This window comes from Pseudomonas sp. HD57-3 (assembly GCF_056113135.1).
Genome location: NZ_CM148568.1, coordinates 4,418,269 through 4,432,030, shown reverse-complemented (window position 1 = coordinate 4,432,030; position 13,762 = coordinate 4,418,269). Strand labels below are relative to the sequence as shown.

Annotated in this window: 10 protein-coding genes; 4 read left to right on the top strand and 6 right to left on the bottom strand. The window is 60.2% G+C overall.

The window, feature by feature from the left end:
- Positions 1-49: 49 nt before the first annotated feature.
- The 4 genes from AC0R79_RS19970 to AC0R79_RS19955 all read right to left on the bottom strand — a co-directional run bounded on the left by AC0R79_RS19970 (position 50) and on the right by AC0R79_RS19955 (position 3,525).
- Entirely contained in the window at positions 50-313 is a 264-nt protein-coding gene (locus AC0R79_RS19970) for a hypothetical protein (RefSeq protein ID WP_127798775.1), read from the bottom strand.
- 765 nt (positions 314-1,078) lie between these two features.
- Complete coding sequence (locus tag AC0R79_RS19965; protein WP_127798771.1) at positions 1,079-1,978, bottom strand: hydroxymethylglutaryl-CoA lyase; 900 nt, start codon at positions 1,976-1,978, stop codon at positions 1,079-1,081.
- Positions 1,979-2,123: 145 nt separating this feature from the next.
- Complete coding sequence (locus AC0R79_RS19960) at positions 2,124-2,525, bottom strand: MerR family transcriptional regulator (RefSeq protein ID WP_085690041.1); 402 nt, start codon at positions 2,523-2,525, stop codon at positions 2,124-2,126.
- 55 nt (positions 2,526-2,580) lie between these two features.
- Positions 2,581-3,525, bottom strand: coding sequence for a LysR family transcriptional regulator (locus AC0R79_RS19955; protein ID WP_011334997.1), 945 nt, complete (start codon positions 3,523-3,525; stop codon positions 2,581-2,583).
- A gap of 175 nt (positions 3,526-3,700) precedes the next feature.
- Here AC0R79_RS19955 and AC0R79_RS19950 point away from each other — a divergent pair, with 175 nt between their 5' ends.
- On the top strand, positions 3,701-4,930 hold the full coding sequence (locus AC0R79_RS19950) for an acyl-CoA dehydrogenase (protein ID WP_041075051.1): 1,230 nt from the start codon (positions 3,701-3,703) through the stop codon (positions 4,928-4,930).
- Between the two features lie 165 nt (positions 4,931-5,095).
- Here the strand turns inward: AC0R79_RS19950 and AC0R79_RS19945 are convergent, their stop codons facing one another.
- Both AC0R79_RS19945 and xthA read right to left on the bottom strand, forming a co-directional pair.
- On the bottom strand, positions 5,096-6,430 hold the full coding sequence (locus AC0R79_RS19945) for a substrate-binding domain-containing protein (RefSeq protein ID WP_474735156.1): 1,335 nt from the start codon (positions 6,428-6,430) through the stop codon (positions 5,096-5,098).
- A gap of 120 nt (positions 6,431-6,550) precedes the next feature.
- The gene (gene xthA / locus AC0R79_RS19940) at positions 6,551-7,363 is read right to left on the bottom strand and encodes an exodeoxyribonuclease III (RefSeq protein ID WP_127798769.1); all 813 of its coding nucleotides are present in this window, start codon (positions 7,361-7,363) and stop codon (positions 6,551-6,553) included.
- Between the two features lie 174 nt (positions 7,364-7,537).
- Here xthA and AC0R79_RS19935 point away from each other — a divergent pair, with 174 nt between their 5' ends.
- The 3 genes from AC0R79_RS19935 (at position 7,538) to AC0R79_RS19925 (ending at position 13,653) form a co-directional block, all read left to right on the top strand.
- Complete coding sequence (locus AC0R79_RS19935; protein ID WP_375747464.1) at positions 7,538-8,188, top strand: GNAT family N-acetyltransferase; 651 nt, start codon at positions 7,538-7,540, stop codon at positions 8,186-8,188.
- 66 nt (positions 8,189-8,254) lie between these two features.
- Positions 8,255-9,982 (top strand): autotransporter assembly complex protein TamA, encoded by a 1,728-nt coding sequence (locus AC0R79_RS19930; protein WP_039767489.1) that lies wholly within the window; start codon positions 8,255-8,257, stop codon positions 9,980-9,982.
- Positions 9,979-13,653: a translocation/assembly module TamB domain-containing protein gene (locus AC0R79_RS19925; RefSeq protein ID WP_474731421.1), complete on the top strand. Its 3,675-nt coding sequence runs from the start codon at positions 9,979-9,981 to the stop codon at positions 13,651-13,653. Before AC0R79_RS19930 ends, AC0R79_RS19925 begins: the two co-directional genes overlap by 4 nt.
- Positions 13,654-13,762 lie beyond the last annotated feature (109 nt).

Sequence of the window (13,762 nt, the reverse complement as noted above, 5' to 3'; positions counted from 1 at the left end):
TATTCGGATTTGATGGGGAATACAAGCGAGCGCTTCTATAAGCGCGCTTTTAAAGTTTTCCTCTAGGGATTTCGACTGAAATTGATATTGGGTCAGTTGGAGGGGGTAGATAATTATTTTTTACCTTTTCAAAGTCCTCAGGAGACATTGCGGTCCCGTTGACAAGGTACCAGCCGGCTTCCGCCGTTTCGTTGGTTAACTGCCAGGTTTCGCCTGTTAGTTGAAGATACATCAAATTACCTTCTCGAATTTCGATAATTTTTATCACTCCTTCGTAATTTGTACTCTCCGTTTTTGCGGTGTAAATACTCATCTGCTTATCTCCTTGTGAGACCCAGATAGTGTTCTGAGTTAAACGCGATTTTGAATTGGCATGAAAGATTGTGCGACTGTCATAATTGACAGTTTTTTAGTTTGATTGGTAATAAGGTTTAGGCAGTAGCGTTATTTAAGGAAGTCATCGCGGAGGGTAAGCAAGGAAAATAGGTGGAGTGCTATGGAGGGGGGTAAGTGAAGTGCAGAATTGCTAATTCGAGAATCGAGAAGCACAAAGGGGAGCCGAAGCTCCCCTTTAATTTTGTCGTCGCGTGCTCTTTTTTATTATTGAGGGGCGGTCTGTTGTTGTTTTTGGCAACCGTGGCCCTTTACCGCTGTTTTTGGCGACCCCCATCCGGGGTCAAGAGCAAACGTATTTTTTTGAGCGCTGATCTGCTTTCTCGTCTAGCGATCCAACCGATTCGGGAGCTACCTGAAGGTAGTTTTATTGTTCTCTGCCCGGTTGCGGGTCATTCCGAGGAATACCCTGAAAAGCACACCTTCTCCAAAAAAATCTGTTAGCTGCGTCTCTGCCGTGTTGTTTTTGTTATGTCAGAGTCGGTACGTCTTATTTTTATTGGTTTGCTGCTTTTTATTCTTGTTATGCCATAGAGATAGCAGAAGCCGTGCCAACTTTTCAAAACCCTTGTAAATCAAGGGTTTGAGATTTTTGAAGGATTTTTCCTTCAGGCAAAACCAGACAATTTGTTTCCGTGTTACTCGCTTGTGCCCACGTTTCGCGCTCGGCGGTAACACCATCCCCTCACTGTGCGCTACGAGCCTTGGCCACGCGCGAACCGGTCGGGCGACCCAGCACCGCACTGATCTGTTGGCCGGCGGCAATCAAGGCGTTGAGGTCGATACCGGTCTCGATGCCCAGGCCATTGAGCAGGTACACCACGTCTTCGGTGGCGACGTTACCGCTGGCGCCTTTGGCGTACGGGCAGCCGCCGAGGCCGGCGATCGAGCTGTCGAACACCGCGATGCCTTCCAGCAGGCTGGCGTAGATGTTGGCCATGGCCTGGCCGTAGGTATCGTGGAAGTGGCCGGCGAGTTTCTCTCGCGGCACCTGCTTCGAGACCACTTCGAACAGACGGCGGGTGGCGCCTGCGGTGCCGGTGCCGATGGTGTCACCCAGCGAAACTTCATAGCAGCCCATCGCGTACAGCTCGCGGGCGACCATGGCCACTTGTTCCGGGGCGACGTCGCCTTCGTAAGGGCAGCCCAGCACGCAGGAAACGTAACCGCGCACGGTAACGCCGTGCTGTTTCGCCGATTCCATGATCGGCGCGAACCGCGCGAGGCTTTCGCTGATCGAGCAATTGATGTTGCGCTGCGAGAATGCTTCGGACGCAGCGGCAAACACCGCGACTTCCTTGACCCCGGCCGCCAGCGCATCTTCAAAGCCGCGCAGGTTCGGCGCCAGCGCGCCGTAGGTCACGCCGGGCTTGCGCTGGATCTGCGCGAACACGTCGGCGGAACCGGCCATCTGCGGCACCCACTTGGGCGAAACGAAACTGCCGACTTCTATATAGCCGAGGCCGGCGGCGCTCAACGCGTCGACCAGTTGCACCTTGTCGGCGACGCTGATGGGCTGGGCTTCGTTCTGCAGGCCGTCACGCGGGCCGACTTCGATCAGGCGTACTTGGGAGGGGAGGGACATGGGCTGAACCTGCTCATTATCTGACTGTATCGAGAACCCTGTGGGAGCGAGCTTGCTCGCGATAGCGGTCTGGCATTCAAAAATGATGCTGACTGTCTAACCGCAATCGCGAGCAAGCTCGCTCCCACAGGGGATTGGTGTTGTCTCACTGAACCGATTGCTGACTCTTGAGCGTCTGCTCCAGCGCCTGCACGCAGCGTTCTTCGGCGGTGTCGAGCTCCAGCTTCATCTGTTCGATGTCCAGCAATTGCTGCTCGAGCTGTTCCCGGCGCTCGCTGATTTTCGCCAGCATGCTGTTGAGTTGTTTGGTGTTACCGCTGGAAGGGTCGTAGAGCTCGATCAGTTCACGGCACTCGGCCAGGGAAAAACCGATGCGCTTGCCCCGCAGGATCAGCTTCAGGCTGACCTTGTCGCGCGGCGAATAGATGCGTTCCTGGCCTCGGCGCTCGGGGCTGAGCAGGCCTTGTTCTTCATAAAAGCGGATCGCCCGGGTGGTGATGTCCAGCTCGCGGGCGAGGTCGGAAATGCTGTAGGTCTGGCTGCTCATGAAAGCGCTCGGAATAAGGTCTTGGCGCTAAGCTAATGGCAGGTTGACGTTTACGTCAAGTGGCGGGCGCCTGCAGCTTGTCGAGCTTCTTCTCGTGCGCTGTCACTTGCTGGCACAACTCGATCATCTGCTCGCGCATCCAGCGGTTGGCCGGGTCCTGATCGGTGCTTTCGTGCCAGTACAAATGGGTTTCCACCGGCGGCACATCGTTGACCGGCAGATTGAACGCATGCAGGTCATGGCGGCGGGCGAAACGCTCGGGAACGGTCATCACCATGTCGGTCTGCTGCAACACCTGGGACGCCATCAAGTAGTGCTGCGAGCGCAGGGCGATCTTGCGCTGGATGCCCATTTTGCCCAGCGCCAGATCGACGTGGCCCAGGCCACTGCGGCGGCTGGAAATATGAATGTGGGTCAGCGACAGGTAATCGTCGAGGGTGAATTTTTCCTTGGTCGCCAGCGGATGGCCCTTGCGCATGGCGCAGACGTAACGGTCTTCCATCAGCTTGACGTGGCGCACCTGCGGGTCGGTGTTGAGCGGCGCATCCACGGCAAAGTCGAGACGCCCGGCGGCCAGTTCCTTGGTGGTTTCCCGGCGTTTGGACAGGAAGCTTTCGATGATCACCGTCGGCGCCAGACGACGCAGGCGCTGGAACAGTGGCGGCAGAATTACCGCTTCGGTCAGGTCGGTCATGCTGATGCGGTAGGTTTTGACTGCTTGCGAGGGGTTGAAAATCCGGCTTTCCTGAACCGATACCCGCAGCAGCGACAGCGCGTTGCGCACCGGGCCGATGATGTTCTGCGCCATGGGCGTCGGCACCATGCCCTGGGCCGTGCGCACGAAGAGCGGGTCGTTGAAGGTCTCGCGCAACCGTGCCAATGCGTTGGACACCGCTGGCTGGGTAATGCCGACAATCTGCCCGGCGCGGGTCAGGTTGGCTTCGGTGTAGATCGCGTCGAAGACGATGAAAAGGTTGAGGTCGACCTTGCTCAGATTCATTACGCGGCTCTCTTGTTATAGGTGGAGGGTACAGGTCAGGGCTGCCGGAAAATCAACCAATCATATATCGGTGATGAATGTTTATACACGCCGAGAATAGGCTAGGTAAATTATCAACGCTGTTCTAGCATCGATTGCATGACTTAAACAACCTGCCGAAAAAAGGTAATTGCTCATGGATTTCGCTTATTCGCCCAAGGTGCAAGAACTGCGTGAGCGCGTGACCGCGTTCATGGACACTTACGTTTACCCGGCCGAAGCCGTGTTCGAAAGGCAGGTTGCCGAGGGCGACCGCTGGCAGCCGACCGCAATCATGGAAGAGCTCAAGGCCAAGGCCAAGGCCGAAGGTCTGTGGAATTTGTTTCTGCCTGAGTCGGAACTGGGCGCCGGCCTGACCAACCTCGAATACGCGCCATTGGCGGAAATCATGGGCCGTTCGCTGCTCGGGCCCGAGCCGTTCAACTGCTCGGCGCCGGACACCGGCAACATGGAAGTGCTGGTGCGTTACGCCAACGAAGAACAGAAGCAGCGCTGGCTAGAACCGCTGCTGCGCGGCGAGATCCGCTCGGCGTTCGCCATGACCGAGCCGGACGTCGCGTCCTCCGACGCCACCAACATGGCCGCCCGTGCCGTGCGTGATGGCGACGAGTGGGTGATCAACGGCAAGAAATGGTGGACCTCCGGCGCCTGCGATCCGCGCTGCAAGATCCTGATCTTCATGGGCTTGAGCAACCCCGACGCGCCGCGCCACGCCCAGCACTCGATGATCCTGGTGCCGGTCGACACCCCCGGTGTGAAGATCGTCCGTCCGCTGCCGGTGTTCGGTTACGACGACGCACCCCACGGTCACGCCGAAGTGCTGTTCGACAACGTACGAGTGCCGTACGAAAACGTTCTGCTCGGTGAAGGACGCGGCTTCGAAATCGCTCAAGGTCGTCTCGGCCCGGGCCGGATTCACCACTGCATGCGTTCGATCGGCATGGCCGAGCGCGCACTGGAACTGATGTGCAAACGTTCAGTGAGCCGTACTGCATTCGGCAAACCGCTGGCGCGTCTGGGCGGTAACGTCGACAAGATCGCCGACTCGCGGATGGAAATCGACATGGCACGCCTGTTGACCCTGAAAGCGGCGTACATGATGGACACCGTGGGTAACAAAGTCGCCAAGAGCGAGATCGCGCAGATCAAGGTCGTCGCACCGAACGTCGCGTTGCGGGTGATCGACCGGGCGATCCAGATCCATGGCGGGGCAGGGGTGTCGAACGATTTCCCGCTGGCCTACATGTACGCCATGCAACGCACCCTGCGCCTGGCCGACGGCCCGGACGAAGTGCACCGCGCGGCGATCGGCAAGTTCGAGATCGGCAAGTACGTGCCGAAGGAAATGCTGCGTAGCGAGCGCTGATCCAGCACTTCACTCCTGATCTTTCCCACGCAAGGCGCTGATCGCGGTGATCGTTCCCACGCTCTGCGTGGGAATGCATACCGTGACGCTCCGCGTCACAGTGGACGCGGAGCGTCCATGGCTGCGTTACCACGCAGAGCGTGGGAACGATCAGTGGTACGAGGTTCAGTAAACCCAAACCTCAACCCGCCGATTCTTGATCCTGCCTTCATCCCCGCTGTTGGTCGCCACCGGCATCAGCGCGCCAAACCCGCGCACCTCGCGTAATACCACGCCGTTTTTCACCAACTCCCGACGTACCGCCATCGCCCGCAGCTTCGACAGTAAATCCGCCCGGGCCGGATCGTCCTTGGCATCGCCAAATCCCACCAGTGTTACCGCGCGGTCGGTCTTGTCGTGGTGCTTTATATAGTCGAACACCCGGGCCAGATCCTGGCGGGCCTTGTTGTCGAGGCTGGCGCTGCCTTCTTCGAAACGGAAGTTCACGGTCAGACGCTGGGCGTGGCGGCTGAGGGATTGATAACCCTCGGGCATCAGCGCATTCGGCGTAACGGCGATGGCCTGCACGGTCTGGGCGATAAAACCGTTGGCCGCGACAATCGCCTGGCCCCGACGGCTCTGCGCAAACTCCACCAATGCCTTGGCCCAGGGATTGTTGCTGTCGGGCGGCAGATAGAAGAACAGCCGCCGGGACAGCGGATAGTCTTCGGTGGCGATCAGGCTGGCGAGCGGCAGCATCGCCTGGGATTGCCCGTCGACAATCGCCACGGCTTTGGCCTGACGCACATAGGGCAGGCCGATGAAACCGATGGCCTGCGGGTCGGCGCTGACGGCGTCGGACAACTGCTCGCTGGATTCAAACCGTTTCGCGGCATTGCTCAGGGATTTCCCACGACGGCTGAGGACAAGTTCCTTGAAGGTGTCGTAGGTGCCGGACTGATCATCCCGCGCATATAAATGAATCGTCCCACCCTTGCCGCCGACGTCTTCCCACGTCTTCGCCTCGCCGCTGAAGATTCGCGCCAGTTGTTCGGTGTTCAGTTGATTCAGCGGATTGTCGGGATGAAGGATGATCGCCAGGCCATCGATGGCGATGACTTGCTCGGCGCCGGGGCTTTTCAGATCGCCCCGGGCTTGCAGGTTCAGCAGTTCGCTGTCCTTGATCGGGCGCGAGGAGGCGGCCAGATCGGCGCTGGCGTTCTTGAGTGCAGTGAAACCGGTGCTCGAACCGTGGGCGGCGATTTCTACCACGACCCTTTGGCCTTGGGCTGTGAGGCCGACGACCCGTTGCTCGTTGGCGGTGTCTGGGGTTTCGCTGTGGACTTTCAACAGTCCCTGATCTTGAAGCAGGCCTTCAACCAGCGCCGGGCCGAGCGCCGCGCCAATGGTGTTGGAACCCTGGATGCGCAATACCGGGCCGTTCTCGGGAATGGGCAACGCCGCAAACCCAACCTGCAGCCAGGCACTCAGGAGAAAAACGAACAGAACGCGCAGGGTCATGCCGGCACCGAATGCAGCCAAGGGGATTGCCGGGGAGATTAAGTCAGTGAGATTGCTGAAAGATGACAGTGCTCAAACTGTGGGAGCGAACTCCCACAGCGATTTGAGGTGATTGCGGTATCAGCTCAATTCCAGCCAGATCGGCGCATGGTCCGAAGGCTTTTCCATCCCGCGCAGTTCATAGTCGACACCGGCGGCTTTCACCCGTGGCAGCAAGCCATGGGACGCCAGGATCACATCAATCCGCAGACCACGCTTCGGCTCGTCTTCAAAACCACGGCTGCGGTAGTCGAACCAGCTGAACATGTCGGTCACGTCCGGGTTCAGGTGACGGTAGCTGTCCGTCAGGCCCCAGTTTTTCAGGCGGGCCATCCACTCGCGCTCTTCCGGCAGGAAGCTGCACTTACCGGTTTTCAGCCAGCGCTTCATGTTGTCCGGGCCGATGCCGATGTCGCAGTCTTCCGGGGAGATGTTGACGTCGCCCATCACCACCAGCGGCTGTTCATTGTGGAACTGGCTTTCCAGCAGCGCTTGCAGATCACTGTAGAAGCGCTGCTTGGCCGGGAATTTGGTCGGGTGGTCGCGGCTTTCGCCCTGTGGGAAATAGCCGTTCATGATCGTCACCGGCACGCCGTTGGCGTCGGCGAAAGTGCCCCAGATAAAGCGCCGCTGCGCGTCTTCTTCATCGGTGGCAAAACCTTTATGAATGGCAATCGGCTCCTGGCGCGAGAGCAGGGCGACACCGTAATGGCCTTTCTGGCCGTGGAAATACACGTGATAACCCAGGGCCCGCACTTCTTCCAGCGGGAACTGGTCGTCGTGGACCTTGGTTTCCTGCAGGCCGATGACGTCCGGCTGATGCTTTTCGATCAGCGCCGCCAGCTGATGCGGGCGGGCCCGCAGTCCGTTGATGTTGAAGGAAACGATCTTCATGGTCGGCAGTCCTGGCAAAAGGGCGATGCTAGCTGACATGTAGGATCTGGGCCAGCGTGGCGGTAGTCCATATGCGCTGCTAATGTCTTTCGGGTGTGGGAACGATCCCTTCAGCCCAAGGCTCGTATAACAAGAACGGGGCCTGTTGAGTCCCGTCCAGGGAGAATCACCGTCATGCCTGAAACCCAAACCGCCATCGCCGACATTCATATGCTCGACCGCGGCTATTCCCGGGAAGCGCGATCCCTTCTTTATCAGGCTTACCGCCACGAGCCGACCTTCGCTTACCTGTTCGAAGCCGAGCGTCCGGGTTACGAGCAGCGGGTCCGCGCCACGGTGCGGGAACTGGTCAAGCAGCATTTCCTGCAGGATCTGCCGGCCATCGGCCTGTTGGTCAACGACCGCCTGATCGGCATCGCCCTGATTGCGCCGCCGCAACGGCGCCTGGGTGTTACCGAGAGCTGGGCCTGGCGTTTGCGCATGGTGCTGAGCACCGGTTTTCGTTGTACCCGGCGCTATCTGGAATACCACGCCGCCGTCGAGGCCTGCGTGCCGACCGACTCGGTCCACATGCTGCCGCTGCTCGGTGTGCATCCACAATTTCAGGGCAAACACTTCGGCGAACAGTTGCTGCAAGCGGTGCACAACTGGTGCGCGGTGGACAAAAGCTCCCAAGGCGTGATCCTCGACACCGGCAACCCGCGTTATCTGGAGTTCTACAAGCGTCAGGGCTACGAGGAAATCGGCGAAGTCGCCGTAGGACCGGTGCGCGAGCACGTGTTTTTCCACGCCAACCCGCAGGTGTTACAAACAGCAACGGGATGACCATCGAACTTTTTGGGAAATTTCCTGTTCTATCACGCTCCCAAGCCCGTGATAGCATCCGCGCCTATGAAGTTTCCAGGAAGATTTACCAGTGGCGTGCTCATGCTGTTAACCAGCTGCGCGGCGCTGGCGCAAAGTGAATTGGATGTGCGGATCAAACCGTCCAACGATGAACTGAAAGCCAATATAGAAGGCTATATCGGCAGCCTCGGCGATCGTGACGAAGAAGCCTTGCAGCGCTTCAGTCGCGGCGCCGAAGAACAGGCGCGCAAGGCCGCCCAGGCCTTGGGTTATTACCAGCCGCAGATCGAAAGTGACGTCAAGGGCGGTGAAAAACCGCGTCTGGTGCTGAACATCGATCCCGGCGAGCCGATTCGCCTGCGCAACGTGACCGTGCGTGTTGACGGCCCGGCGGCCTCCCTCAAATCCTTTCGAGTCCCGAAAAGTGACGTGCTCAAGCCCGGCGCGGTGCTCAACCATGGGCGTTATGAAGACGCCAAGCGCCTGATCCAGAACCAGGCGTCGCGCTACGGCTTCTTCAGCGGCCGTTTTACCAGCCAGAAATTGATGGTCGATCCCCGCGCCGGGGTCGCCGACGTCGAATTGATCTACGAAAGTGGCCCGCGTTATGCGCTGGGCAAAGTCAGTTTCGAGGGCGACACGCCGTTCGACGAAGACCTGCTGCAACGCATGGTGCCGTTCAAGGCCGGCGAGCCGTATGACTCCGAGCTGATCGCCGAACTCAACCGCGACCTGCAATCGAGCGGCTATTTCGAAGGCGTGCGGGTCGACGCCGCACCGACCGCCGCAAAAAACGACGTGATCCCGGTGGACGTCAAACTCGACACCCGCAAGCCGCGCACCATGGGCCTGGGCCTTGGTTATTCCACCGACGTCGGCCCGCGAATCAAGGCCAACTGGACTCGCCATTGGGTCAACCCGCAAGGCGACAGTTATGGCTGGGAGGCCGAACTATCGGCGCCACGGCAAAACGTCGGCCTGTTCTACGACATCCCGCTCGACCCGCCGCTGACCGACAAGCTGCGCTGGGCCGGTGGTTATCAGTACGAGGACATCGACGGTTCCGACACCCTGAGCAAGCTGCTGACCTTCGGCCCGGAATGGCACAGCAAATTGCCGAGCGGCTGGCAGCGAGTGATCTCGCTGAAATGGCAGCGCGAGGAATACCAGCTCGGCGACGACTCCGGTCTGAGCACCTTGCTGATGCCCGGCGTCAGCTATTCCTACCTCAAGAGCGACAACCGCATCGACCCGCACAACGGCTATCGCCTGACCTTTGAAAGCAAAGTGGCGAAAGAAGGCCTCGGTTCTGACAACAACCTGGTTTACGGCACGGCGCTGGTCAAAGGCCTGACCACCGTGTTCGACAAGCACCGTTTGCTCGGCCGGGTACAGGTCGGCGGCAGCGCCACCAACGGCTACAAATCGGTGCCGCCGTCGCTGCGTTTCTTCGCCGGTGGCGATCAGAGCGTGCGCGGTTACGACTATCAGAGCCTGTCCCCGGAGAACTCCGAGGGCGACCGCATCGGCGGGCGCTACATGGTGGCTGGCAGCGTCGAATATCAATATTCGATTGCCGAGAAGTGGCGCGTGGCGACCTTTGTCGATCAGGGCAACTCCTTCAACAAACTCGAACTGCCGAACCTCAAGACCGGGGTCGGTATCGGTGTGCGCTGGGTTTCGCCGGTGGGGCCGATCCGCCTCGACCTGGCCCATGCGCTGGACGACGATGGCGGCATCCGGCTGCACTTTTCCATGGGGCCTGAGCTGTGAAGCGTGGTTTGAAAATATCGGCGCTGGCGTTGTTGTCGCTGGTGCTGCTGATTGTATTGAGCATCACCGCTGTGCTCGGAACGCAGGCCGGCAGCCGTTGGGTGCTGGGTCTGGTGCCGGGCCTGAGCGTCGACAATTTTCAGGGTCGCCTCGGCGGGCAGTGGAGCGCCGATCATCTGCTGTGGCAGCAGGGCACCAGCCGCGTCGAGCTGAGCAAACCGATCTTCGAATGGTCGCCGCTTTGCCTGACGCGCATGACCCTGTGCATTCAACAGCTCAAGGCCGATACCGTCAGCCTGCAATTCCCGCCTAGCGAAGAAGTCACCGAAAGCGGTCCGATCACACTTCCTGATCTGCAATTGCCCGTGGCCATCGAGCTGGGCGATGTGCAGGTCGGCAGCCTGTTGTTCAACGGCAGCGAAGCGTTGAAAGGCCTGCAACTGGCGGCGCACTGGACCGCCAAGGGCATGCAGATCGACAGCGTGAAACTGCAACGCGACGAGTTGAGCCTGAACCTGTCCGGTCTGTTGCAACCGACCGGCAACTGGCCGCTGAACATCGTCGGTGATCTGACCTTGCCGTCGCCGGCTCCCGAGCCGTGGACGCTGGCGTTGAAAATCGACGGCGACCTGCTGAAAACCCTCAACCTGCACGCCGACAGCCGTGGCTACCTGAACGGCCAGTTGAGCGGCGAGCTGCAACCGCTGGTGGATAACCTGCCGGCCAAAGTGCGAATCACCTCGGAAGCCTTCAAACCGAGCGCGGATCTGCCGGACACCCTGCAATTCAATCAACTGGTATTGACCGGCGAAGGCGACCTGAAAAACGGTTACCAACTCCTCGGCAACGCCACGTTGCCTGCCGATAAAGGCCCGGTGGCGTTGCTGCTCAAAGGCAAGGTCGACGCCAAGGGTGCGCAGATCGCCGGCCTCGACCTGACGGCCAACGACAAGCAAAGCCTCAAGCTCACCGGCAATGTCGACTGGAGCAAAGGCCTCAGCGCCCAGGCCAATATCAACTGGCTGGATTTTCCGTGGCACCGGCTCTATCCGGAGATCGACGAACCGCAGGTCACGTTGCGTACCTTCACGGGCGAAGTCTCCTACACCGACGGTCAGTACATCGGTAACTTCGCCGCCGCTGCGGATGGGCCGGCGGGGGCGTTCACCCTGAGCAGTCCGGTCAGCGGCAATCTCAAGCAGATTTTCCTGCCGCAACTGAAGCTCGAAGCCGGGCAGGGCAAGGCCGAAGGCCATGTGAACGTGCAGTTCGCCGATGGTATCGCTTGGGACACCGCGCTGGAATTGTCGGCGCTCAACCCGGCGTACTGGGTTGCGGAGTTGCCGGGCACCCTGGCCGGTCCGTTGAAAAGCAAAGGCGAAATGAAAAACGAACGCCTGAGCCTGAATGCCGACCTCGATCTGAAAGGCAAACTGCGCGGCCAACCGGCGATCCTGCAAGCCAAGGCTGACGGCGCCGGCGAGCAGTGGAATCTGAATGCCCTGCAAATCCGCCTCGGCGACAACAGCATCAACGGCAAGGGCAGCCTGCAACAAAAACTCACCGGGCAGATCGACATCAAACTGGCGCGTCTGGCCCAGCTCTGGCCGCAATTGCGCGGACAGATCAACGGTCGCGTCGATGTCGCCGGTACGCTCAAGGCGCCACAAGGCAAGCTCGGCCTGCAAGGTTCGCAACTGGCGTTCCAGGACAATCGCCTGCAAAGCCTCAACCTCGATGCCACCCTCGACAGCGCGCAACGGGCGAAAATTGACCTCAAGGGCAGCGGCATCCAGGCCGGCGATACGTCGCTGGGCACGCTGACCGCCAGCGCCCAGGGCGATATCAAAAGCCAGAAACTCAATCTCGACCTGCTCGGGCCGAAGTTGAAACTGGCGCTGGGTCTGGACGGCAATCTGGACAAAGGCAACTGGCGCGGGCGTCTGGCCAGCGGCGACATTCAGGCCGGCGGTCAGGACTGGAAACTGCAGAACCCGGCCAAGCTCGAGCGTCTGGCCGACGGCAAGATCAACTTCGGCGCCCATTGCTGGATGTCCGGCAATGCCAGCCTGTGCGGGGAAGATCAGCGCCTGATGCCGGAACCTAAGCTGCGTTACCACCTCAAGCAATTCCCGATTGAAAGCCTGGCGCAGTGGCTGCCGAAGGATTTCGCCTGGCAGGGCAAGCTCAACGCCGACCTGCAAATGGACCTGCCGGCCAGCGGCCCGAACGGCCAGATCAGCGTGGATGCCAGCGGCGGCACCCTGCGCATGAAGGAAAAGGATCAGTGGCTGGACTTCCCGTACCAGACCCTCAAGCTCACCAGCAAACTCACGCCCAAGCGCATCGACACCGATCTCAATTTCGTCGGCGGCAAGCTCGGCGAGTTGATGGTGCAAGCGCAGCTCAACCCGCTGCCGAAGAACAAACCGCTCAGCGGTACATTCCGTCTCAGCGGGCTGGACCTGTCGGTGGCGCGGCCGTTTGTGCCGATGGTCGAGAAACTCACCGGGCGCCTGAACGGCAGCGGCACGATTTCCGGCGGGCTGCTCGCGCCGCTGGTCAACGGCACGGTGCAGCTCAGCGATGGCGAAGTGTCTGGGCCGGAGTTGCCGCTGGAGTTGCAGGCGCTGCAACTGCAAGCGGTGATCGCCGGTGAAGCCGTGCAATTGAACGGCGGCTGGAAAAGCGGCAAGAGCGGGCAGGGCAGCCTGAGCGGTAACATCGCCTGGGGTCAGGCGCTGGTGGTGGATCTGGCGCTCAAGGGCACGCAATTGCCGGTCACGGTCGAACCCTACGCCAAACTGGAAGTGGCGCCGGACCTGAAGATTTCCATGGCCGGCGACGAGCTGGCGATTGCCGGCAAGGTGCTGGTGCCGAAAGGCGAAATCACCGTGCGCGAACTGCCGCCATCAACGGTGAAAGTCTCCGATGACACGATCATCGTCGGCGCGCAGACCGAAGAGGGCAAACCGCCGCTGGCGATGAAAATGGACATCGACGTGGTGGTCGGTGAGGACAAGCTGAGCTTCGCCGGGTTTGGCCTGACTGCCAATCTGCAAGGTCACGTGCACATCGGCGACAACATGGACACCCGAGGCGAACTGTGGCTCAACGACGGCAAATACCGCGCCTACGGCCAGCGCCTGACGGTGCGCCGCGCGCGTCTGCTGTTCGCCGGGCCGATCGATCAGCCGTATCTGGACATCGAAGCGATTCGCCAGACCGATGATGTGATCGCCGGTATTCGCCTGAGCGGCAGCGCCGAGCAGCCGACCACGCAGATCTTCTCCGAGCCGGCCATGAGTCAGGAACAGGCGCTGTCCTATCTGGTGCTGGGGCGTCCACTGAGCACCACCGGCGAAGACAACAACATGCTCGCGCAAGCGGCGCTGGGTCTGGGCCTGATGGGCAGTTCCGGGGTCACCAGCAGTCTGGCCAGTGATCTGGGCATTCAGGACTTCCAGCTCGACACCCAGGGCAGTGGCAACACCACCAGCGTGGTGGCCAGCGGCAACATTTCCGAGAAACTCAGTCTGCGTTACGGCGTCGGCGTGTTCGAGCCGGCCAACACCATCGCCTTGCGCTACAAGCTGAGCAAAAAGGTCTACCTCGAAGCCGCCAGCGGCGTGGCCAGTTCGCTGGACATCTTCTACAAGCGGGATTTCTAGCTCGCGTTCCCCCTGGCCGGATCGTGTCACCACGATCCGGCTTTTTCTGGATGTATTAGACTGATCGCAGCTTGAAGGGCGCCGTTTGCGGCTGCCCGAAACGCCCCGG

Excerpts from the sequence above, each read along its gene's own strand:
- AC0R79_RS19970 (WP_127798775.1), bottom strand. The coding sequence starts at position 313 with ATGAGTATTTACACCGCAAAAACGGAGAGTACAAATTACGAAGGAGTG.
- AC0R79_RS19965 (WP_127798771.1), bottom strand. The coding sequence starts at position 1,978 with ATGTCCCTCCCCTCCCAAGTACGCCTGATCGAAGTCGGCCCGCGTGAC.
- AC0R79_RS19960 (WP_085690041.1), bottom strand. The coding sequence starts at position 2,525 with ATGAGCAGCCAGACCTACAGCATTTCCGACCTCGCCCGCGAGCTGGAC.
- AC0R79_RS19955 (WP_011334997.1), bottom strand. The coding sequence starts at position 3,525 with ATGAATCTGAGCAAGGTCGACCTCAACCTTTTCATCGTCTTCGACGCG.
- AC0R79_RS19950 (WP_041075051.1), top strand. The coding sequence starts at position 3,701 with ATGGATTTCGCTTATTCGCCCAAGGTGCAAGAACTGCGTGAGCGCGTG.
- AC0R79_RS19945 (WP_474735156.1), bottom strand. The coding sequence starts at position 6,430 with ATGACCCTGCGCGTTCTGTTCGTTTTTCTCCTGAGTGCCTGGCTGCAG.
- xthA (WP_127798769.1), bottom strand. The coding sequence starts at position 7,363 with ATGAAGATCGTTTCCTTCAACATCAACGGACTGCGGGCCCGCCCGCAT.
- AC0R79_RS19935 (WP_375747464.1), top strand. The coding sequence starts at position 7,538 with ATGCCTGAAACCCAAACCGCCATCGCCGACATTCATATGCTCGACCGC.
- AC0R79_RS19930 (WP_039767489.1), top strand. The coding sequence starts at position 8,255 with ATGAAGTTTCCAGGAAGATTTACCAGTGGCGTGCTCATGCTGTTAACC.